The sequence below is a fragment of the Mesorhizobium sp. B2-4-19 genome (assembly GCF_006441315.1).
In the GTDB taxonomy this organism is placed as follows: domain Bacteria; phylum Pseudomonadota; class Alphaproteobacteria; order Rhizobiales; family Rhizobiaceae; genus Mesorhizobium.
The window spans coordinates 43,615-62,743 of the sequence record NZ_VFUV01000021.1 but is presented as its reverse complement, the minus strand read 5'-3'; the positions used below and the strand labels follow the sequence as shown (position 1 = coordinate 62,743).

The following is a 19,129-nucleotide window of genomic DNA, read 5'->3' as shown; positions in this document are numbered from 1 at the left end:
TCTACCAGTGGACACGTCATGTTGAGCCGACCCAGATCGACGATTGCCAGGATTGCGCGTGTTTTCACGACGCTTTCGCTTGGCCTTGCCGTTGGCGTGGCCAGTTCGGTCACCGCCTTTGCCCAGAGCGTTCCGGTGGTCCGCGATGCCGAGATCGAGGCTTTGGTGCGCGACTATGCGCGGCCGATCTTCAAGGCGGCAGGGCTGGCGAATGACGGCATCGACATCGTCCTGGTCAATGATTCCAGCTTCAACGCTTTCGTCACCGGGCGACGGCTGTTCATCAACACCGGCGCGCTGATGACGGCTGAAACGCCCAACGAGATCATCGGCGTCATCGCGCACGAGGCCGGCCATATCGCCGGCGGCCATCAGCAGAAACTGCGTGACCAGCTCGAGCGCGCCAAGACGATGGCCATCATTGCGACCTTGCTTGGCGCGGGCGCGATGGTCGCCGGTGCGACCACCAACAGCCGCGGCCTTGCCGGCGCCGGCATGGGCGTGGCCGCCGGCGGCGGCGAGATGGCACAGCGCAGCATCCTCGCCTACCGGCGCACCGAGGAGATAACGGCCGACCGCTCCGCCATCACCTATCTCAACGCCACCGGCCAGTCCGGCATGGGCATGCTGAAGACGTTCCGGCGCTTCCAGACCGCGCTTTCGTTGTCGGGTGCGCAAGTCGACCCCTATCGGATCAGCCACCCGATGCCGCAGGAGCGCATCGCCAATCTCGAAGTGCTGGTGAAGCAGAGCCCCAATGTCGACAAGCTCGACCCGCCGTCGCTGCGGCAGCGCCATGACATGATGCGGGTGAAGATCGCCGTCTACATGGAAGGCCAGGCCACCGCCGCGCGGCTGATGCAAAAAATGAGAGGCAGCCTCGCCGGGCAGTATGGCGACGCCCAATCGACCTACCTTTACGGCGACATCGCCGGCGCACTCGCCAAGACCAATGCCCTGATCAAGGCGCAGCCGAAGAACGCCTATTTCCAGGAGTTGCGCGGCGACATCCTGATGAAGGCCAACAAGCCCAAGGACGCGGCGGAAGCCTACGCCAAGGCGGTCAGCCTCGATCCGGCGCGATCGGGCTTGCTGCCTGTCTCGCTCGGCCAGGCGCTGATGGCGGTCGGCACGCCTGACTCGCTGAAGAAGGCCGTCGTGCAGATCAACAATGGCCTGGGTCGCGACAAGGAAAATTCCAAAGGCTATCGCTACCTGGCGCAGGCCTATGGCGAGTTGGGCGACATACCGGGCGCCGAGCTTGCCACGGCAGAAGGTCATTTCTATTCCGGTAACTACAAAGATGCGAAGATATTCGCCATGCGGGCGCAGCAGCAGATGAAGCGCGGCGAGCCGCGCTGGATACGCGCCCAGGACATCATAAACTACAAATCGTCAAACAAGATCTAGTGAACCTTCCGGTCACGCACTGCGACACAGCCGGACCGGGAAACAGGCAAAAGGAACGAGAACGATGAAAAAGGCACTGCTGCTGGGCACCACGGGGATCGCTGTAGTCCTTGCCATGCTGGCTTTCGGTTTCGTGGCCGGCAGCCCACAGATTGCCAAGGCTGGTACGGCACAGCCCGTCCAGACGGCGGCCGATACCAAGATCGACCGCACCGAGGTCGAAGGGATCATCCGCGACTATCTCCTGAAGAACCCGGAAGTGCTGCTCGAAGTGCAGGACGCGCTCGAAGCCAAGCAGAAGGAAGAGCAGCGCATCGCCGCGCTCGGCGTCATCAAGAACGCCAAGGACCAGATCTTCAACTCCGCCTTCGACGGCGTCGTCGGCAATCCGAACGGCAAGGTGACGATCGTCGAGTTCTACGACTACAATTGCGGCTTCTGCAAACGCGCCATCGAGGACATGCGGGCGCTGACCAAATCCGACCCGGATCTGCGCTTCGTGCTCAAGGAATTCCCGATCCTCGGCCCGGATTCGCAGAAAGCCAGCGTCGTTTCGATGGCGTTCCACCTGATGATGCCGGAAAAGTACGGCGAGTTTCACAATGCGCTGCTCGGCGGCCAGGGGCGCGCCACCGAGGCGGCCGCGATCAAGATCGCGCTTTCGCTCGGCGCCGACGAGGCGACGCTGCGCCAGAAGATGAAGGATGCTTCGATCCCCGAGGCCTTCTCCAAGACCTACGATCTTGCCAACAAGCTGGCGATCACCGGAACGCCGTCCTACGTCGTCGGCAACGAGGTCGTGTTCGGGGCTCTCGGGCAGGACGTGTTGGCGGAAAAGATCAAGGCGGTGAAAGCCGCGCTTTGATCAGCCCGGAGTTTTCTTCACGGGCGCATTTCGGCCTGTTGTGGACAGTGAAAGAACGCACTTGCGCTCTTTTCGCGGACGACTATGCCCGGTATAGAGGCCCAGCGCGCCGGTTTGATACCGGCGCCGGAAAAGGTCGGTTTTTTTGAAAACGGTTTTCGTCCTGAACGGTCCCAATCTCAACGCGCTCGGCAAGCGCGAGCCGGGCATCTATGGCGGCAAGACGCTTGCCGCGATCGCCGACGACTGCAAGCAGGTGGGCACGGCGCTCGGGCTCGAGATCGATTTCCGCCAGTCGAACCACGAAGGCGACCTTGTCGACTGGATCCAGGAAGCCGGCGACAAGGCTGCCGGCATCGTCATCAATCCAGGCGCCTACAGCCACACCTCGATCGCCATTCATGACGCCATCCGTTCGGTCGCACCGCTGCCGGTCGCCGAAGTTCACCTCTCCAACATCCATGCGCGGGAATCATTCCGCCACGTTTCCATGGTCGCGCCTGTCGCCGTCGGCATGATCTGTGGCTTTGGGCCGCTCGGCTATACGCTGGCGCTACAGGCGCTGGCCGCACGCCTATGACCGGCCAACAAACAGAAGGCTCGAAAATGTCGATAAAGAAGACCGGTGTTGACCAGCAACTGATCCGCGATCTGGCGGGCATACTGAACGACACCAACCTGACCGAGATCGAGGTTGAACTGGGCGACCTAAAGGTGCGCGTGTCGCGGCAGGCCCCTGCCGTCCACGCGATCGCGGCACCCCAGCCCAACTATGCGCCGGCAGCAGCCCAGCCCGCGGTCGCTGCCGCCCCGGCCACGGTCGACGTGTCGAAGAACGCGGTGGCCTCGCCAATGGTCGGCACCGCTTATCTGGCGCCGTCGCCCGACGCCAAGCCGTTCATCGAGGTCGGCCAGACGGTCAAGGAAGGCCAGACGCTGCTGATCATCGAGGCGATGAAGACGATGAACCAGATCCCCTCGCCGCGCGCCGGCACCGTAACGGCGATCCTGTTCGAGGATGCGACGCCGGTCGAATACGGCATGCCGCTCGTCGTGATCGAGTAGAGCGGGCCGGATGTTCCAGAAGATCCTCATCGCCAATCGCGGCGAAATCGCGCTTCGGGTGCTGCGCGCCTGCAAGGAACTCGGAATCCAGACGGTGGTGGTGCATTCGACTGCCGACGCCGACGCCATGCATGTGCGGCTTGCCGACGAGAGCGTCTGCATTGGCCCGCCGCCATCGCGCGACAGCTATCTCAACATCCATCAGATCGTCGCGGCCTGCGAGATCACCGGCGCCGACGCGGTACATCCGGGTTATGGCTTCCTGTCCGAGAACGCCAAGTTCGCCGACATACTGGCCGCGCACAACATCACCTTTATCGGCCCGACCGGCGACCATATCCGCGTCATGGGTGACAAGATCGAGGCCAAGCGCACCGCCAAGCGCCTCGGCATCCCGGTGGTGCCAGGTTCCGACGGCGCGGTGACCGAGGAGAAGGAAGCCAAGCGCATTGCCGCCGAAATCGGCTATCCCGTGATCATCAAGGCCTCCGCCGGCGGCGGCGGACGCGGCATGAAGGTCGCGCACACCGAGGCCGACCTCGAGGTCGCTCTGCAGACGGCGCGCTCGGAAGCAGGCGCCGCTTTCGGCGACGACGCTGTCTATATCGAGAAGTATCTGCAGAAGCCGCGCCATATCGAAGTGCAGGTGTTCGGCGACGGCTTTGGCCGCGGCGTGCATTTCGGCGAGCGCGACTGTTCGCTGCAACGGCGCCACCAGAAAGTCTGGGAAGAGGCCAATTCGCCGGCGCTCAACGCCGAGGAACGGTCCCGCATCGGCGGCATCTGCGCCAAGGCCATTGCCGACCTTGGCTATTCCGGCGCCGGCACGATCGAGTTCCTCTACGAGAATGGCGAGTTCTATTTCATCGAGATGAACACACGCCTGCAGGTCGAGCATCCGGTGACGGAAGCAATCACCGGCATCGATCTCGTGCACGAGCAGATCCGCGTCGCTTCCGGCGGCGGGCTTTCCGTCAGGCAGGAAGACATCAAGTTCAATGGCCACGCCATCGAATGCCGCATCAATGCCGAGGATCCGCGCACCTTCACCCCCTCGCCCGGTACCATCACGCATTTCCACACGCCAGGCGGTCTCGGCATCCGCGTCGATTCCGGCGTCTATTCCGGCTACAAGATCCCGCCCTATTACGACAGCCTGATCGGCAAGCTGATCGTTCATGGGCGCAACCGCGTCGAATGCATGATGCGGCTGCGCCGGGCACTGGATGAATTCGTCGTCGACGGTATCAAGACGACGTTGCCGCTGTTTCGCGATCTGGTCGGCAATGCCGACATCGCCAATGGCGACTATGACATCCACTGGCTGGAAAAATACCTGGCCAAGGAAGAGTAGTCCGGGGACGCGATGACCCGTCCTTACGCGCCCGGCTATCGCATCCCCACCGACCTTCTTCTCAAGGCCTACGCTTCGGGCGTCTTCCCGATGGCCGAAAGCGCCAGCGACCCAGAGGTGTTCTGGGTGCGGCCGGAGACACGCGGCATCATCCCGCTCGAAGGGTTCCACACGCCCAAAAGCCTGAGGAAGACGATCCGCAAAAATCCGTTCGACATCCGTTTCGATTTCGATTTCGAGGCGACGATCGACGGCTGCGCGGAAAAGCGGGAGGAAAGGCGCTCGACCTGGATCAACGCGCCGATCCGGGAGGCCTATGTGCAGTTGCATCGCATGGGCCACTGCCATTCGGTCGAGGCCTGGCATGAGGACAAGTTGGTCGGCGGCCTCTATGGCGTGTCGCTTGGACGGGTGTTCTTCGGCGAAAGCATGTTTTCCAAGGAGACGGATGCATCGAAAATCTGCCTCGTGCATCTCGTCGAGCGCTTGAAGGCACGCGGCTTCGCGCTGCTCGATACGCAATTCACCACCGAGCATCTCAAGCGCTTCGGCGCGGTCGACGTGCCACGCGGCAAGTATGAGAAGATGCTGGCTGACGCGCTGAAGGGCGAGGCGATCTTTTCTCCGTAGCGATTGGGCCCTACTTCGCGGCCGCTACCTCGATCGGCGTCTGCGAGTGGAACATCATCTTCCAGCCGTTGACGCGATGGACATAGCCGGTGCTGACCAGCGCGGCGTAGGGTTCGCCGTTCTCGCGCGTCGCATGCGCCTCGTAGGTCAACATGACGATGTCGCTGCCCGGCTCGATTATTCCCTTGAGCTCGATATCGAGATCGCGCCAGCGGTTGGGCTTGGTCGCGGTCTTGGCAAGATCGGCATTGTCCATAGCCTTTGCCATTTGCGGAAAGGCCACAAGGCATTCCGTGTCGGCATTGGCCGCGTAATAGGCCGCATCGCCCGTCCAGAAGCCTTTTTCGAGCTCCAGCAGTTCTTTCTTGCTGGCCATGATTCGCTTGGTGTCGGACATCGAAATATCCTCCCGGCGCGTCGATGCGCGGTCATCCGTGATCCAACGCATGGTGGCCACGACGGTTCCCAGGGATCAGTTGGCGTCTGATGTGTCCGGTTGCGTGGGATCGGACTGTTCCGCGTCCGGGCTGGCCGCAGGCTTGGCGGCGGCTGATTTGGTGGCGGCCGGCTTCGAAGCGTCAGCCTTGGTGGCGCCGGCCTTGGTGGCATCTGGCGCCGGCACATCGGACTTCTGTTTGCATTCCTTCAGCCAGACGTCATAGACGGCATGCTCGACAGCGTTGAGGCCTGGGCTTTCGGCGAACATCCAGCCGGTGAAGATGCGGCGGATCTTGCGGTCGAGCGTGATCTCGTCGACCTCGACGAAGGAATCGGTCTTCGGCTCCTCGTTCTGCGGCCGGGAATAGCAGACGCGCGGCGTCACCTGCAAAGCGCCGAACTGCACCGTCTCGTCGATATAGACATCGAAGGTGATGATGCGGCCGGTGATCTTGTCGATGCCGGCGAACTCGGCAACCGGGTTGGCGATGCGATCCGATCCCGCTTGCGGCGCCGGCGCGGGGGCCGCCGGTGCGGGCGACGCTGCGAAAGCCGCGGTGCTGACGGCGAGGCCGGCGGCTAGCGTTAAACCGCCCATCGATATCCGATTGAAAAAGCTCATATAGGGGTACCGGTGGTTCGCGCCCGGGTGATTCCGTCGATCGCCAAGGCTAGTCGCCGTTTTCTGATCAGCAAGCAGCTAAACACCAATTGTGGCGATAAAGGACCGGCCCCGCACTTTGTGCCGTACAAGCCGGGGCCGTTACGACCCGGGCGTCCAGGCGTCGTAGTCACCCGTAACCTGCGGGCGATGCTGATTGGTCAGCACCGAGCCCTTCGGGCGGTAGGCCGCTGGCGTGCCGGTCAGATTGGGCTTGTGCGGCTTCTGCCAATCGCGCGGCTTGTAGTCCTCGCTGGCCGGAGCGAGATCGACGCGGTGGTGGATCCAGCCATGCCAGCCGGGCGGAATGGCCGAAGCTTCCGAATAGTTGCGGTAGATGACCCAGCGGCGCGTACGGCCTTCCGAATCGATGCCGCCTTCGTAGTAGACATTGCCGACCTCGTCCTGGCCGACCCTCTTGCCGTACCGCCAGGTGTGCAGGCGTGTTCCCAGCGTCTGGCTGTTCCACCAAGTGAAAAACTGCGTCAGGAAAGTCTTCATCTCAGAGCCCTTTGCGCTGGCGGCGCCTGTTTCCTGCTTATGGCGTCAGGCCTTCGGGAAGGCAAGGGTTTTGCCATGGGGAGCGCGCAAATGGCGCGCCCGGGGTGCCGACACATGCCTGTGCCCCCAAGAGGCGGCAGGATGCACGCTTGCCAAGCCTTTCCGCTCTTTCTAAAGCTCAGCGCGCCCCTGCGGATATCCAATCCGGCCATGGGCCGAAGGAGGTGACGATTGGCCACGAAACTGCCGACCACCGACATTCGCATCGGCGCAGAGCTGATTCGTCGCCGCAAGGGCGGCATCCCGCTGGTCTGCCTGACCGCCTACACCTATCCTGTCGCCCGCCTGCTCGACCCGCATGTCGACCTGCTTCTGGTCGGCGACAGCGTCGCCATGGTCCTGCATGGCCACGAGACGACGCTCGGCGCCTCGCTGGAGATGATGATCGCGCATGGGCAAGCCGTGATGCGCGGCTCGGCCAGGGCCTGCGTGGTCGTCGACATGCCGGGCGGCAGCTACGAGGATTCGACCGAGCAGGCCGTGGCCTCGGCGCGGCGCATCGTCGACGAGACAGGCTGCCAGGCGGTGAAGCTTGAAGGCGGCGTCGACATGGCCGGGCAGATCGCGGCAATCGTCGCTGCCGGCATTCCGGTCATGGGTCATATCGGCCTGCTGCCGCAATCGGTGGAGAAGGACGGCGGCTACAAGATCAAGGGCCGCACGGACGAGACTGTCGCGGCGCTGTTAGCCGACGCCTTCGCCGTTGAAAAGGCCGGCGCGTTCTCCGTGGTCATCGAAGGCACCATCGAGGCGGTCGCCGCCGACATCACACGCCGCATCGCGATTCCAACCATCGGCATCGGCGCCAGCGGCGACTGCGATGGCCAGATCCTGGTCATCGACGACATGGTCGGGCTGACCGTCGACCGTGTGCCGAAATTCGTCAAGGAATATGCCGATCTGCGCCGCGTGATCGCGCACGCCGCCGAGCGCTACGCAGCGGAGGTGCGAGACCGGACTTTCCCCGGTGCTGCCCATGTCTTTTCAAGTTCAAAAGCGTTTTCGGGCAAAGGCGGCGGGGAAGAATCATGAGTCGTCCCGAGGTCGTCGACAGCGTCGCCGCACTTCGCGCGCAGGTCGGTGACTGGCGGCGCGATGGCATGCGCGTCGCCATGGTGCCGACCATGGGCGCGTTGCATGAAGGGCATCTCTCCCTGATCAGGATCGCCAGGGAAAAAGCCGAGCGTTGCGTGGTGTCGATCTTCGTCAATCCGACGCAGTTCGCGCCGAGCGAGGATCTCGACAAGTACCCGCGCCAGCTGGCCCGCGACCTCGACCTGTTGGCGACGGTCAAGGCCGATCTCGCCTTCACGCCGACGGTCGGCGCGATGTATCCCGCCGGCTTTGCCACCAGGATCTCGGTCGGCGGCCCGTCCGCCGGGCTCGAATCGGACTTTCGCCCCACTTTTTTCGAGGGCGTCGCCACCGTTGTCGCCAAGCTTTTTCTGCAGGCGACGCCTGACTATGCGGTCTTTGGCGAGAAGGATTACCAGCAGCTTTGCGTCGTCAGGCAGCTCTGCCGCGACCTCGACCTGCCTGTCGAGGTCATCGGCGCCCCGACCATACGCGACGCGCATGGCCTGGCCATGTCGTCACGCAACGCCTATCTCGACGAGACCGAACTCGCTGTCGCTCGCCAGCTCAACATCATCCTGCACAAGACGGTAGCGGCACTGGCGGCAGGCACACGTCAAGATGACGCAACCGGGGAAGCCAGCCGCGCGCTGATTGCCGCCGGCTTCCAGAAGGTCGACTATGTCGAGGCTCGCGAAAGCCTGACGCTTGCGCCCTGGCGACGCGACCGAGCGGGGCGCGTTCTCGCCGCGGCCTGGCTTGGCAAGACGCGGCTGATCGACAATGTGGAAGTTCCCGTTGCCTGATCGGATCGGGCTACACCACGCTTTGTGCCCTGGCGCGTCACCCATCCGAAATTTCCGACACGCGCTTACTCTTCCGTCGGCATATGCAGATACATCGACTGGATGCCGACGCGGCCCGGACCGGTGAAGCGGTTGACGATGAAATTCATATTGGCGCCGAAGAAGCCGCTCGACAGGCGATCGATCTTGGTTTCCATCCTGACGGAGGCATCCTTGAACAGCCAGCCGCCCGGCTCGATGTCGATGGTCTCGCCGGCGGCAAGCGTCTTTTCGAAGACATTGCCGTAGCCGTGCAGCCAGACGATGCCGTCGCCGCTATCGCCGCGAAAACGGTCGATGAAGAAGCCGCTCTGGCCGAACAGCATCGTCGCCAGGCCGCGCACACGCTCGAATGTGTAGTCGACATTGCCGGTGGCGGCGAGAAACTGGTGTTCGCGCACATGGATCTCCTCGCCACGCCTGAGATGGATCGGCACGATGTGGCCGGGTCCATCACGGCTGAAAGCTATGATGCCCGCTCCCGACGCCTCGGTGACGAAGATCTGCATGCCGGCCATCATGCGCTTCAGCGCGCCTTTCAGCGATTTCAGGCCGATGGTGATGGTCGAGTTCTTCCACAACAGGATGTGGTGCTCGAAATAGACAGGCATCCGCGTCACATCGACCGAAAGCACGGGCACCAGTTCGCCCGCTATGTGATAGGTGACGCCACCAAAGGTCTCGTCAGACACCTGTGTCGGCATCAGTTCCGGCAAGCTTGGCATGGTTTCCCCCCAGCGCTACCAGCGTGCCGGTCCATTCCGGCTTCCGCGCGGTCAGCGCCGGCAGCTTTGGTGCGGAGCCCTCAGGCCGTCAAACGAAAACGGGCGCACGCAGGGCCGCTCGCGCGAAGGTGATCAAGCGAGGTTCGCTTCGAAGGAATCAGCCGGCAAGAGACCGGCGGTAGACCAGTGTCGGCTCGCCCGGGGCACCCGCGTGCTCGCCGGCATCGCCGGATCGCACGAAGCCGTTCGCCTCATAGAAGGCGACGGCGCGGGTGTTCCGCGCCTCCACTTCCAGACGGATGGCGCGGGCTTCCGGAAAACTCTCGATGATCTCGTCGAGCAACATGCCGCCGATGCCCCTACCTTGCAGGCCCGGAAGCACGTAGAGCTGTTTCAGGACAACCTCTTCTCCGCCACCAATGCCCTCGGCAAAAGCCACGCCGCCAATGCGCTTGCCGTCATCGGCGACGAGGAACTCGCTGTTCGGCTTGGTCAGTCTCGTTTTCAGAGACGCAATCGAGTGCCATTCGTCGGTGATTTCGGTAACCCGCGCGGCGCCATAGATCGCGTCGTAGGTGGCGTGCCAGGTTTCAACCAGCAGCGCGCGGATGGCAGCGAGATCGCGTTCGCCGGCGGTGCGGACGAACATGGCCTTACTCGATGCCGAGCTTGGCCTTGACGAGGTCGTTGACCGCCTGCGGATTGGCCTTGCCGCCCGTCGCCTTCATCACCTGGCCGACGAACCAGCCGGCCATGGTCGGCTTGGCGCGCGCCTGTTCGACCTTGTCGGGATTGGCCGCGATCACCTCGTCGACCGCCTTCTCGATGGCGCCGGTATCCGTGACCTGTTTCATGCCACGGCTTTCGACCAGCGCACGCGGATCGCCGCCTTCGTTCCAGACGATCTCGAACAGGTCCTTGGCGATCTTGCCTGAGATGGTGCCGTCCTTGATCAGGTCGATGATCGCGCCGAGCTGATCGGGCGAAACCGGCGCATTTTCAATGTCCTTGCCCACCTTGTTCAACTGGCCGAGCAGATCGTTGATGACCCAGTTGGCGGCGAGCTTGCCGTCGCGGCCGGCGGCCACCTTCTCGAAATAATCGGCGACCGACTTTTCCGACACCAGGATCGAAGCGTCGTAGGTCGAGAGACCCAGCGAGGAGATGAGCCGCACCTTCTTGTCGTCGGGCAGTTCCGGCAGTTCCTTGGCCAAAGCATCGACATAGGCCTGATCGAATTCCAGCGGCAGCAGGTCGGGATCGGGGAAATAGCGGTAATCGTGCGCTTCTTCCTTAGAGCGCATCGAGCGCGTCTCGCCCTTGACCGCATCATACAGCCGCGTTTCCTGATCGATCTTGCCGCCGTCCTCGATAATGGCGATCTGGCGGCGTGCCTCGAAGTCGATGGCCTGGCCGATGAAGCGGATCGAGTTCATGTTCTTGATCTCGCAGCGGGTGCCGAACTCGCCACCAGGCCGGCGTACCGAGACGTTGACGTCAGCGCGCAGCGAGCCTTCATCCATGTTGCCGTCGCAGGTGCCGAGATAGCGCATGATGGTGCGCAGCTTGGTGACATAGGCCTTGGCCTCATCGCCGGAACGCAGGTCAGGCTTGGAGACGATTTCCATCAGCGCCACGCCGGAGCGGTTGAGGTCGACATAGGACATGGTCGGATGCTGGTCGTGCATCGACTTGCCGGCATCCTGCTCCAGATGCAGCCGCTCGATGCCGACCTCGATGTCCTCGAACTCGCCCTGCCGGTCCGGTCCGACCGAAACGATTACCGTGCCCTCGCCGACGATCGGCTGCTTGAACTGCGAAATCTGGTAGCCCTGCGGCAGGTCGGGATAAAAGTAGTTCTTCCGGTCGAAAACCGACTTGTGGTTGATCTGCGCCTTCAGCCCGAGACCGGTGCGGATCGCCTGTTTGACGCACTCCTCGTTGATGACAGGCAGCATGCCCGGCATTGCCGCATCGACCAGGCTGACATTGGCGTTGGGGGCCGCACCGAAAGCGGTCGAGGCGCCGGAAAACAGTTTTGCTTCCGAGATGACCTGCGCGTGCACCTCGAGACCGATGATGATTTCCCAGTCGCCGGTGGCGCCGGGGATCAAGCGTTTCGCGTCGGGCGTGCGGGTATCGATGAGGGACATGGCGGCCTGCAAATTACGATGAGTGAACTCACGTTTGAACGTGACTTTCACGTCTGAAGTGAAAGTCATTCGCTAGTGCAAACCGCCAGAAGAGACAAGCGCAAAGCCGCCGGCTGGCCTTTTCAGCCGCTTTCGCCTATAGGACTCCCATTCCCATGGAGAGTGGATGTCCACTTACGCTCAGTCCCGGTAAGGCCCTGACCTCGTAGCGAGGCAGGGCAGAAAACCTGAAACCCCGTGCCGCGAAGCTTCGCGGCTGCGGCATTTTTCGTTTTCCCGGAAACGCTCCACATGGATATTTCGCGCACTGAACAGCGCATCCTGCATCTGCTTGCGCAGGGCGGACGCATTGAAATCGAAAAGAACCAGAAGAAACGGATCGCCTCCGTCAAATGCCTGACCCGCGATGGCTGGCACTATCCGGGCGTCGATCTCGACCTGTTTCGAAAGCTGAAACGCAAAAAGGCGGTTTCGTCGTCGGGCGGCGGTCCCTACCGCATCACCAGGCGCGGGCTCGAACTCGTCCGCTCCGAACTCGACAACCGATAGACTACTATTCCGCCGGCCGGGTTTCCGGCCGGGCGGTTCCTTTCACCGCTCAGGCGGTGGCGATGTAGGCCCTGATCTCATCCGCCTCGCGCTCGACATCCTCGATGCGGCGCTTGACCACGTCGCCGATGGAGACGATGCCATCGAGCAGGCCGTCCTTTTCCACCGGCAGATGGCGGAAACGGCCCTTGGTCATGATCTCCATCACCTCGTTGACGGTGTGGTTCTCGTTGCAGATCTTAACCTTCGGCGTCATTGCCGAACGCACGGCGATATCGAGCGCGGCGGCACCTTCCTTGGCGACAACCCGCACGATGTCGCGCTCCGACAGGATGCCGACAATCTTGTGATCGCCATTGGTGATGACCAGCGCGCCGATCTTGTGTTCGGCCAGGATGCGGATGGCTTCGCTGAGCTTTTCGTTCGGCCCGAGCGTCAACACGTCGTGGCCCTTTTTTTCCAGAATTGCCTTAACCGTCATGGCGTCCTCCTCTGCTTCGCCTGCCGGTTCCCTGCCCAGACCGGCTTTCACATAAGAGTGAACATCGTGCGCCGTGATCGGCTGCATTTCAAGTGCGGGGATCGGTGGTCTCCCATTCCGGCGGCTGCCATCGCCGATCGAACCAGCGCAGGCCGAAAAAACCGGCGACGAAGCCGCCAATATGAGCCTCCCAGGCGATCTGCCCATCTACTCCAGGCGCAAATCCGAGCAGGCCGGTGGCGAGGTTGATGATCATCCACACGGCAAGGAAGACCACGACACCGCGCGAACGCAAGACAAGCGCGACCGGCAGCACGGGGCCGGCGAAGGCCGCCTTGCCGGCCGAGCGGTCGGTGCGGAAACCGAAACGCGCCGCCGCACCCATCATGCCCGATATGGCGCCGGAGGCGCCGACCAGCGGTGCTTCACCATAGGGGTGCATGGCCCAGAAAAGCGCCACGGCAGCCAGTCCGGTAACGGCGAAGAACAAAGCAAACCAGAGCCCGCCGAAGCGATTGGCCAGCGGCGAACCAAACGCGGCGAGCCAGACCATATTGATGGCGATATGGGCAAAACCGCCGTGCATGAAGGCATAGGTGAATGGGCGCGTGAACAGGAACCAGTCGAAGCCGTATTGCCCGGTATAGAGGACGGGAATGAAGGCTCCATCGTAGAGCAGCGTCATCTGCTGCGCGTCGTTCAGCACATATTGCTGCAGCAGGAAGACGGCCGCGCAAATGCCGATCACCGCCAGCACGATCGGCGGCAGGTTGAACACCGGTTCGCGCGCAGGCGGCAGGCTTCCGGGCGGTTCGGCCTCGGTTGGATTTTGCTGTTCGCTCATCTGCAATCGCACTCGATGCTGTTCAATCTGGCGAGCATCTAGATCACGGCCATTGGAACCGCAAACGGCGAATCGCCCGGTGCGAATCAAAAAAGAAGCCGTCCAAGGTTTCCCTTGAACGGCCGGTCGAGCCCCCTGCTCCCCTAAAACTCTTGACTGAAGTGCTGCCGATCGTCGCGAAACGACCGCTTCTGGAGTGGTTTTGGTGTGCCACAGGGCCTGCTCGGGGGCAACGTAAACCAGTTGTTAACCTTAACGCCCCCGACCCGTGAACAAGTGTTAACGACGCTGGCACGCTTCCTGCTCCGCAACGCATGTAGGTCATCGGAGGGCGCCCTTCTGTTCACCGATGGGACATCAGACGACAGAATGCGCGGAGCAGCATACCATGAACCAAAACGGATCGATCACGCTGTTCCATTATTGGAACCGCCTGCGTGACGGACGCCCTGCTCCGAAGCGATCGGAAGTCGAGCCGGCCGATATCAAGTCGCTTTTGGCCGACACGTTCATCCTGGAAAGAGACACGCGCGGCCAACCGGTCTTCCGCCTGGCCGGCACCAGGCTCTGCGCCTGTTATGGCCGCGAACTCAAGGGGTTCTCCTTCCCGTCGCTGTGGCGCGAGAAGGATCAGCGTCTGGTCTCACGGCTGATTCACGGGGTTTTCGACCAGAAATCCGTGGTGCTGATCAATTTCGAGGGCTTCAGCCGCAATGGCCGCTCCAACAAGTTCGAATTGCTTGCCTTGCCGCTCGACGGCGGCATCGAGAACCCGCGCTGCCTAGGCGTGATCAGTGCCGCGGAGAAGCCGTTCTGGCTGGGCGCCGACCCGATCACGGACGCAATGATCGATTCGATCCGCGTCATCGATCCGGAGAAAGAGATGCTCAACAACCGTCCGGCGATCGACGTTCCCTCGCTTGTTCCAGCCGAACTCGAGGCGCCCGATACGATCTCGGCGCTTGGCCGGGCGCGCCGCATCCGCCATCTCGTCGTTTTCGACGGCGGGCGCGACGAATAGTTGACGATCGCACGGTCTCGCAGGCTCGTTTTTCCCCTTTGTTAACCCGCCTTGTTGTACTTCTGTGATGAAGTTCCTCGCATTGACGCGCGGGAATGCCAAACGGGGTGTAGGCAGTCATGAGGTCAGCGGCGGTCGACTACGCGCCGTCCCAAGCTGAAAGGCGTAACTTTCAGCGCGTCCGGGTCAAGATATACGGGCGATTCATGCTGGAAGACCGCACCGAGCACCCTTGCCAGGTTGTCGACATGTCACCCGGCAATGTCGCGTTCCGCACCGATCGCATCGGCATGCCCGGCGAAAAGGTGATCGCCTATATCGACCATATCGGCCGCATCGAAGGCGTCGTCACGCGCACGCTGCAGGACGGCTTCGCCATGACGGTGATTGCGTCCGACCGCAAGAAGGACAAGCTGGCGGCGCAACTGACCTGGCTTGCCAACAAGCACGAACTCGACCTGCCGGAAGACCGCCGCCACGAGCGCGTCGCGCCGCGCAACCCGACCAGCGTGCTGCAGCTCACCGATGGCCGCCAATACCAGTGCCGGATCATCGACCTGTCGCTGTCGGGCGCCGCGATCGAGATCGACGTCAAGCCGGCGATTGGCGTCCAGGTCATGCTCGGCACCATGCGCGGCCAGATCGTTCGTCATTTCGAGGATGGCGTCGCCATCGAATTCGCCGTCATCCAGCGCCCTGAGACGCTCGATTCCGAATTCAACACGCCACGCGCCTGACCGCATCCAACGGACGCTGCAAGCAAACCGGCCCTGGGTGGCCGGTTTTTTGTTTCCGGCCGGCGGCGATTTGTCCCTTCGCAAGTGGCCGGGTTGGCTTCCAGCAGGCAGGCTGCCTTTCGGGGCATGCGCTCCGATGCCAGCTCGGGCAATCCGAACAATTCAATACTCAAATGATTCAAATTTTATGTTTATTCTATTGGCGTTTTACTTAAAGTCTGCTTCGCGCTTTTGCGTCAAATAAATCCAGCCGTGGCAATGTCTCCTTCGAACGGGGAGACTAGAAAATGAAAAAAACGAGGGGCAAGCTGTTGCTTATGGCAATGGCGATGCAGCTTTCCGCTTGGGGATCAGCATATGCCGCGGGACCGGCCTATATGCACACTGGCGGCCGTACCACACAGCCTGTTGGCCACTATGAATTCTGCCAGCGCATCCCTGGCGAATGCGACGAGAAGACGCCCAAGGGCGCGCCGGTCGACCTGAGCCGCAAGCTCTGGGCGACGATCGTCAGCATCAACAATTCGGTCAACACCCGCATCAAGCCGCGCACCGACATGGAAAACTACGGTGTCGAGGAGTACTGGGCCTATCCCGACAATGGCTATGGCGATTGCGAGGACTATGCGCTGGAGAAGCGCCGCGAACTGATGGACGCGGGCGTGCCGGCAGGCGATCTCCTGATGACGGTCGCGCGCCAGCCGAATGGCGACGGCCACGCCGTGCTGACCGTCCGCACCAGCCTCGGCGAGTTCATCCTCGACAATCTGGAAACCAAGGTGCTGTCCTGGACGGACACCGACTACACCTATCTCAAGCGTCAATCGACGGAGAATTCCGGCGTTTGGGTGACGATCAATGACGGCCGCTCCGACGCGGTCGCCAGCGTCCGCTAGGACGCCAATGCATGTCGCCCGCAGGAGCAGTGGTTGTGCGGCACGCATGGAACAGAGGTTAAGCACGTCGCATCGACGCGACTCGCTTGAGGAGAAACCCGGTCGAGTCCCCACCCTCCCCGTCCCCAACGACCGGGTCTAAGGAGCCGGCCCTGTCCCCGGGCCGGCTCCGCCATTTCTGGCGGCAGCTGCTAAAATTCTTCCAATTTCGATGGCATGGTGTAATCGCACCGCCGTATCTCCAGAGAAATCAGCCGCAGGAGGTCTCATGCCGACCGAAGCTCGATCACCACGTCTTGCGGTTCTTATCGACGCCGATAACACCTCCGCCAAGATTGCCGACGGCCTGTTCGAGGAGATCGCGAAGATTGGCGAGGCCAGCGTGCGCCGCATATATGGCGACTTCGCCAGCACCCGATCCAAGGGCTGGGCAGACATCCTGGCGAAACACGCAATCATTCCGCAGCAGCAGTTCGCTTACACCACTGGCAAGAATGCTTCCGATATTACACTGGTGATCGATGCGATGGACCTGCTCCATAGCGGCCGTTTCGACGGTTTCTGCCTGGTTTCCTCGGACAGCGACTTCACCAGGCTTGCCGCCCGCATACGCGAACAGGGTGTCGATGTGTTCGGCTTTGGAGAGCAGAAGACCCCGGAGAGCTTTCGGCAGGCTTGCCGCCGGTTCATTTACACCGAAAACCTTCTGCGTGGCCCGGCAAACATCCCGGACACCGCGCCCGCATCGAAGCCACTTCAATCAGCCGGTGCAGCGCTGCCCATACTCAAGAAAGTCATTGGCCAGATGGACAGCGAAGATGGCTGGGTGCTGCTCGGCACGTTCGGAAAGCAGCTCTCGAACCTCTTCTCCGATTTTGACCCCCGCACCTATGGTTTCGGCAAACTGAGTGACCTGGTGAGGAGTACGGCCGAATTCGAAATCGAAGCGCCTAAAGGGGGAGCCATGCGCATTCGAATCAAGCCTGCGGCCGGCAAAAAGGGAAAAAACAAGTCCGCCTGATCCAGGCGGGATTGCCGTTCCCATAAATTGCCGGGTGAATCGCGGCCTCAGACCTTCTTCAACCCTGCCTTGAAGCGCTTGCCATTGGCGACGTAGTGCGCGGCCGAGCCGCGCAGCCTGTCGACGGCCGCGTCGTCCAGCACCCTGATCGCCTTGGCCGGTGAGCCGACAATCAGCGAATTGTCCGGAAATTCCTTGCCTTCGGTGACCAGCGCGCCGGCGCCGACCAGCGAATTCTTGCCGATCCTGGCGCCGTTCAGCACGATGGCGCCCATGCCGATCAGGCTGTTGTCGCCGATCGTGCAGCCATGCAGCGTGGCCCGGTGCCCAATCGTGCAGCCCTCGCCGATGGTCAGCGGAAAGCCGGGATCGGTGTGCATGACCGTGTGTTCCTGCACATTGGTGTCGGCGCCGATAATGATCGGCTCATTGTCTCCGCGAATGACGACGCCGAACCAGAAACCGGCATTGCGGCCGACGCGCACGTCGCCGATCAGCGTCGCATCGGGCGCGATCCAGTTTGAACCCGCGTCGGCGAAGCTGGGCTGCGTTCCGTCGATCGCATAAAGCGGCATTGTCGGCCTCCGAATCGTCTCAGATGCCGGACCCTAAGAGACGGATCGTCCATGAGGCAATGGCAAGCACGACGATGCCCAGCGCCAGCGACCAGGCAATCGCCGTGCAACCGCATGACAAGAGCGCCATCGTCGAAATGCGCCTCTCGCGACGGGCATCGAGGGCATCGTTGACCAGCATGAACGGCCCGGCGCCAGCGGTGGCCGCCAGCGAGCTCAGCACATGCGCGGTGGATACATAGGGCTCGGCGAAGGCGACCTTGCGGCCCGACAACAACTCCATCGTCGAGCCCGTCAGCCCGCACACGGTCAGCCCGACGACAAAAGCAAACAGGAAGAGTTCCATCTGAGCCATCTTAACCCTCCATTTACCATGAAATCGCACAGTCATTTCGGAAAGGCTGCAAGAGCCGTGCCGCGCGATGTGTGCCGCCGGGGGACACCGGGAATGGCGGTTGGGATGAGGATCGAGATGAAGCAGGCAGCGATCGCCGACGGCCCTGAACTCACTGTGGTCGATTCCACGCTGATGAAGCGGGTGTTCTATGCCTTCGCCGCACTTGCCTTGCTGTCGGTCGCGATCAGCCTTGGCGGCAAATGGTTCGGCCATAGCATCGCCATGGCCGGATATACCGACGACACGACGGTGCGCCGGGTGGTGATCGGCAACAATGTGATTTCCGTGCCGGCCAATTTCATCCGTTTCGACCAGGCTCGACGCGACGGCATCGCTTCGCGTCTCGACCTTTATCTGCGCTATCCCCAGATGGACGGGTATAGCGCGGCGGCCCGCGACGATTTCAATCACTCGGAAGCCAACAGGAAGATCATCTTCCTGTCCTTCGAACAGCAGATGATGTCGCGCGACATGAGCGGCCGATTCATGCCGATCTACAGCGCGCTGGTCGTCCAGCCCGGCATTCCGGGACCAGGCGGCACGACAGTCTACGATTTCAATGAGGAATCAGGCTATCTGAACGAGGTCCTGGTGGTCGGCAAGCGCGGGGGAAAGGACCCTTTCGTCGCCCGCTGCCTGAGCGGGCCGAGTGCCGGTCAATCTCTGGCGCCGTGCGAGCGGGACATCCATGTCGGCGACGATCTCAGCCTCACCTACCGTTTTCCCAAGGAATTCCTTGGCGACTGGCAGGCACTCGACGCGGCAATGACCGCTGAGGCCGGGCGAATGCTGAAGAGCGGACATTGAGAGACAGGCCGCGCCTGGCG

Annotated in this window: 24 protein-coding genes; 14 read left to right on the top strand and 10 right to left on the bottom strand. The window is 62.2% G+C overall.

Annotation, left to right across the window (positions count from 1 at the left end; translation table 11 throughout):
* The first annotated feature begins 18 nt into the window (after positions 1 to 18).
* From FJ546_RS27170 to aat, 6 genes are all read left to right on the top strand, one after another.
* On the top strand, positions 19 to 1,410 hold the full coding sequence (locus tag FJ546_RS27170) for a M48 family metallopeptidase (protein WP_140892120.1): 1,392 nt from the start codon (positions 19 to 21) through the stop codon (positions 1,408 to 1,410).
* Between the two features lie 64 nt (positions 1,411 to 1,474).
* The gene (locus FJ546_RS27165) at positions 1,475 to 2,275 is read left to right on the top strand and encodes a DsbA family protein (protein WP_140892119.1); all 801 of its coding nucleotides are present in this window, start codon (positions 1,475 to 1,477) and stop codon (positions 2,273 to 2,275) included.
* 145 nt (positions 2,276 to 2,420) lie between these two features.
* On the top strand, positions 2,421 to 2,855 hold the full coding sequence (gene aroQ, locus FJ546_RS27160) for a type II 3-dehydroquinate dehydratase (RefSeq protein WP_140892118.1): 435 nt from the start codon (positions 2,421 to 2,423) through the stop codon (positions 2,853 to 2,855).
* A 26-nt stretch (positions 2,856 to 2,881) separates the two neighbouring features.
* On the top strand, positions 2,882 to 3,340 hold the full coding sequence (gene accB / locus FJ546_RS27155; protein ID WP_095770859.1) for an acetyl-CoA carboxylase biotin carboxyl carrier protein: 459 nt from the start codon (positions 2,882 to 2,884) through the stop codon (positions 3,338 to 3,340).
* A gap of 10 nt (positions 3,341 to 3,350) precedes the next feature.
* The gene (gene accC / locus FJ546_RS27150) at positions 3,351 to 4,694 is read left to right on the top strand and encodes an acetyl-CoA carboxylase biotin carboxylase subunit (protein WP_069092041.1); all 1,344 of its coding nucleotides are present in this window, start codon (positions 3,351 to 3,353) and stop codon (positions 4,692 to 4,694) included.
* A gap of 12 nt (positions 4,695 to 4,706) precedes the next feature.
* Positions 4,707 to 5,324 carry a leucyl/phenylalanyl-tRNA--protein transferase gene (gene aat, locus FJ546_RS27145; RefSeq protein ID WP_140892117.1) on the top strand — a complete coding sequence of 206 codons (618 nt, stop codon included), beginning with the start codon at positions 4,707 to 4,709 and terminating at the stop codon, positions 5,322 to 5,324.
* A gap of 10 nt (positions 5,325 to 5,334) precedes the next feature.
* Here the strand turns inward: aat and FJ546_RS27140 are convergent, their stop codons facing one another.
* The 3 genes from FJ546_RS27140 to FJ546_RS27130 form a co-directional block, all read right to left on the bottom strand.
* The gene (locus FJ546_RS27140; RefSeq protein ID WP_140892116.1) at positions 5,335 to 5,721 is read right to left on the bottom strand and encodes a hypothetical protein; all 387 of its coding nucleotides are present in this window, start codon (positions 5,719 to 5,721) and stop codon (positions 5,335 to 5,337) included.
* 75 nt (positions 5,722 to 5,796) lie between these two features.
* Positions 5,797 to 6,384, bottom strand: coding sequence for a DUF2155 domain-containing protein (locus tag FJ546_RS27135; RefSeq protein ID WP_181168104.1), 588 nt, complete (start codon positions 6,382 to 6,384; stop codon positions 5,797 to 5,799).
* 141 nt (positions 6,385 to 6,525) lie between these two features.
* Complete coding sequence (locus tag FJ546_RS27130; RefSeq protein ID WP_095770282.1) at positions 6,526 to 6,924, bottom strand: NADH:ubiquinone oxidoreductase subunit NDUFA12; 399 nt, start codon at positions 6,922 to 6,924, stop codon at positions 6,526 to 6,528.
* Positions 6,925 to 7,155: 231 nt separating this feature from the next.
* Here FJ546_RS27130 and panB point away from each other — a divergent pair, with 231 nt between their 5' ends.
* Both panB and panC read left to right on the top strand, forming a co-directional pair.
* Entirely contained in the window at positions 7,156 to 8,016 is an 861-nt protein-coding gene (panB, locus tag FJ546_RS27125; RefSeq protein WP_140892114.1) for a 3-methyl-2-oxobutanoate hydroxymethyltransferase, read from the top strand.
* Positions 8,013 to 8,864, top strand: a complete 852-nt coding sequence (gene panC, locus FJ546_RS27120) for a pantoate--beta-alanine ligase (RefSeq protein ID WP_140892113.1) — start codon at positions 8,013 to 8,015, stop codon at positions 8,862 to 8,864. The genes panB and panC overlap by 4 nt, the downstream gene beginning before the upstream one ends.
* 65 nt (positions 8,865 to 8,929) lie before the next feature.
* Here panC and FJ546_RS27115 read toward each other — a convergent pair whose 3' ends face one another.
* The 3 genes from FJ546_RS27115 to gatB all read right to left on the bottom strand — a co-directional run bounded on the left by FJ546_RS27115 (position 8,930) and on the right by gatB (position 11,781).
* On the bottom strand, positions 8,930 to 9,628 hold the full coding sequence (locus FJ546_RS27115; protein ID WP_140892112.1) for an AIM24 family protein: 699 nt from the start codon (positions 9,626 to 9,628) through the stop codon (positions 8,930 to 8,932).
* A gap of 157 nt (positions 9,629 to 9,785) precedes the next feature.
* A complete protein-coding gene (locus FJ546_RS27110) occupies positions 9,786 to 10,277 on the bottom strand; it encodes a GNAT family N-acetyltransferase (protein ID WP_140892111.1) in 492 nt (163 codons plus the stop codon).
* A 4-nt stretch (positions 10,278 to 10,281) separates the two neighbouring features.
* A complete protein-coding gene (gatB, locus tag FJ546_RS27105; protein WP_140892110.1) occupies positions 10,282 to 11,781 on the bottom strand; it encodes an Asp-tRNA(Asn)/Glu-tRNA(Gln) amidotransferase subunit GatB in 1,500 nt (499 codons plus the stop codon).
* A 291-nt stretch (positions 11,782 to 12,072) separates the two neighbouring features.
* Here gatB and FJ546_RS27095 point away from each other — a divergent pair, with 291 nt between their 5' ends.
* Positions 12,073 to 12,330, top strand: a complete 258-nt coding sequence (locus tag FJ546_RS27095; protein WP_013895772.1) for a YjhX family toxin — start codon at positions 12,073 to 12,075, stop codon at positions 12,328 to 12,330.
* Between the two features lie 49 nt (positions 12,331 to 12,379).
* Here FJ546_RS27095 and FJ546_RS27090 read toward each other — a convergent pair whose 3' ends face one another.
* Together FJ546_RS27090 and FJ546_RS27085 are read right to left on the bottom strand one after the other, a co-directional pair.
* Positions 12,380 to 12,811 (bottom strand): CBS domain-containing protein, encoded by a 432-nt coding sequence (locus tag FJ546_RS27090; protein WP_140892109.1) that lies wholly within the window; start codon positions 12,809 to 12,811, stop codon positions 12,380 to 12,382.
* Positions 12,812 to 12,899: 88 nt separating this feature from the next.
* On the bottom strand, positions 12,900 to 13,655 hold the full coding sequence (locus FJ546_RS27085) for a rhomboid family intramembrane serine protease (protein ID WP_140892108.1): 756 nt from the start codon (positions 13,653 to 13,655) through the stop codon (positions 12,900 to 12,902).
* Between the two features lie 388 nt (positions 13,656 to 14,043).
* Here FJ546_RS27085 and FJ546_RS27080 point away from each other — a divergent pair, with 388 nt between their 5' ends.
* The 4 genes from FJ546_RS27080 to FJ546_RS27065 all read left to right on the top strand — a co-directional run bounded on the left by FJ546_RS27080 (position 14,044) and on the right by FJ546_RS27065 (position 17,330).
* Positions 14,044 to 14,676: a PAS domain-containing protein gene (locus FJ546_RS27080; RefSeq protein WP_095791827.1), complete on the top strand. Its 633-nt coding sequence runs from the start codon at positions 14,044 to 14,046 to the stop codon at positions 14,674 to 14,676.
* Between the two features lie 119 nt (positions 14,677 to 14,795).
* Complete coding sequence (locus FJ546_RS27075; protein ID WP_010909193.1) at positions 14,796 to 15,413, top strand: PilZ domain-containing protein; 618 nt, start codon at positions 14,796 to 14,798, stop codon at positions 15,411 to 15,413.
* 287 nt (positions 15,414 to 15,700) lie between these two features.
* Positions 15,701 to 16,309, top strand: coding sequence for a transglutaminase-like cysteine peptidase (locus tag FJ546_RS27070; RefSeq protein ID WP_140892107.1), 609 nt, complete (start codon positions 15,701 to 15,703; stop codon positions 16,307 to 16,309).
* Positions 16,310 to 16,577: 268 nt separating this feature from the next.
* Entirely contained in the window at positions 16,578 to 17,330 is a 753-nt protein-coding gene (locus tag FJ546_RS27065) for an NYN domain-containing protein (RefSeq protein WP_140892106.1), read from the top strand.
* A 47-nt stretch (positions 17,331 to 17,377) separates the two neighbouring features.
* Here the strand turns inward: FJ546_RS27065 and FJ546_RS27060 are convergent, their stop codons facing one another.
* On the bottom strand, positions 17,378 to 17,905 hold the full coding sequence (locus tag FJ546_RS27060) for a gamma carbonic anhydrase family protein (protein WP_140892105.1): 528 nt from the start codon (positions 17,903 to 17,905) through the stop codon (positions 17,378 to 17,380).
* Between the two features lie 19 nt (positions 17,906 to 17,924).
* Positions 17,925 to 18,260 (bottom strand): hypothetical protein, encoded by a 336-nt coding sequence (locus tag FJ546_RS27055; RefSeq protein WP_140892104.1) that lies wholly within the window; start codon positions 18,258 to 18,260, stop codon positions 17,925 to 17,927.
* Positions 18,261 to 18,377: 117 nt separating this feature from the next.
* Here FJ546_RS27055 and FJ546_RS27050 point away from each other — a divergent pair, with 117 nt between their 5' ends.
* Positions 18,378 to 19,109 carry a hypothetical protein gene (locus FJ546_RS27050; RefSeq protein ID WP_140892170.1) on the top strand — a complete coding sequence of 244 codons (732 nt, stop codon included), beginning with the start codon at positions 18,378 to 18,380 and terminating at the stop codon, positions 19,107 to 19,109.
* Positions 19,110 to 19,129: the final 20 nt, after the last annotated feature.

Coding starts and splice junctions, on each gene's coding strand:
- FJ546_RS27130 (WP_095770282.1), bottom strand. CDS start 6,924: ATGAAGACTTTCCTGACGCAGTTTTTCACTTGGTGGAACAGCCAGACG.
- FJ546_RS27055 (WP_140892104.1), bottom strand. CDS start 18,260: ATGGCTCAGATGGAACTCTTCCTGTTTGCTTTTGTCGTCGGGCTGACC.
- aat (WP_140892117.1), top strand. CDS start 4,707: ATGACCCGTCCTTACGCGCCCGGCTATCGCATCCCCACCGACCTTCTT.
- FJ546_RS27070 (WP_140892107.1), top strand. CDS start 15,701: ATGAAAAAAACGAGGGGCAAGCTGTTGCTTATGGCAATGGCGATGCAG.
- FJ546_RS27165 (WP_140892119.1), top strand. CDS start 1,475: ATGAAAAAGGCACTGCTGCTGGGCACCACGGGGATCGCTGTAGTCCTT.
- FJ546_RS27110 (WP_140892111.1), bottom strand. CDS start 10,277: ATGTTCGTCCGCACCGCCGGCGAACGCGATCTCGCTGCCATCCGCGCG.
- FJ546_RS27050 (WP_140892170.1), top strand. CDS start 18,378: ATGAAGCAGGCAGCGATCGCCGACGGCCCTGAACTCACTGTGGTCGAT.
- FJ546_RS27090 (WP_140892109.1), bottom strand. CDS start 12,811: ATGACGGTTAAGGCAATTCTGGAAAAAAAGGGCCACGACGTGTTGACG.
- FJ546_RS27115 (WP_140892112.1), bottom strand. CDS start 9,628: ATGCCAAGCTTGCCGGAACTGATGCCGACACAGGTGTCTGACGAGACC.
- panC (WP_140892113.1), top strand. CDS start 8,013: ATGAGTCGTCCCGAGGTCGTCGACAGCGTCGCCGCACTTCGCGCGCAG.
- FJ546_RS27170 (WP_140892120.1), top strand. CDS start 19: ATGTTGAGCCGACCCAGATCGACGATTGCCAGGATTGCGCGTGTTTTC.
- FJ546_RS27140 (WP_140892116.1), bottom strand. CDS start 5,721: ATGTCCGACACCAAGCGAATCATGGCCAGCAAGAAAGAACTGCTGGAG.
- accC (WP_069092041.1), top strand. CDS start 3,351: ATGTTCCAGAAGATCCTCATCGCCAATCGCGGCGAAATCGCGCTTCGG.
- FJ546_RS27075 (WP_010909193.1), top strand. CDS start 14,796: ATGAGGTCAGCGGCGGTCGACTACGCGCCGTCCCAAGCTGAAAGGCGT.
- FJ546_RS27135 (WP_181168104.1), bottom strand. CDS start 6,384: ATGAGCTTTTTCAATCGGATATCGATGGGCGGTTTAACGCTAGCCGCC.
- FJ546_RS27080 (WP_095791827.1), top strand. CDS start 14,044: ATGAACCAAAACGGATCGATCACGCTGTTCCATTATTGGAACCGCCTG.
- FJ546_RS27085 (WP_140892108.1), bottom strand. CDS start 13,655: ATGAGCGAACAGCAAAATCCAACCGAGGCCGAACCGCCCGGAAGCCTG.
- FJ546_RS27095 (WP_013895772.1), top strand. CDS start 12,073: ATGGATATTTCGCGCACTGAACAGCGCATCCTGCATCTGCTTGCGCAG.
- gatB (WP_140892110.1), bottom strand. CDS start 11,781: ATGTCCCTCATCGATACCCGCACGCCCGACGCGAAACGCTTGATCCCC.
- FJ546_RS27060 (WP_140892105.1), bottom strand. CDS start 17,905: ATGCCGCTTTATGCGATCGACGGAACGCAGCCCAGCTTCGCCGACGCG.
- accB (WP_095770859.1), top strand. CDS start 2,882: ATGTCGATAAAGAAGACCGGTGTTGACCAGCAACTGATCCGCGATCTG.
- FJ546_RS27065 (WP_140892106.1), top strand. CDS start 16,578: ATGCCGACCGAAGCTCGATCACCACGTCTTGCGGTTCTTATCGACGCC.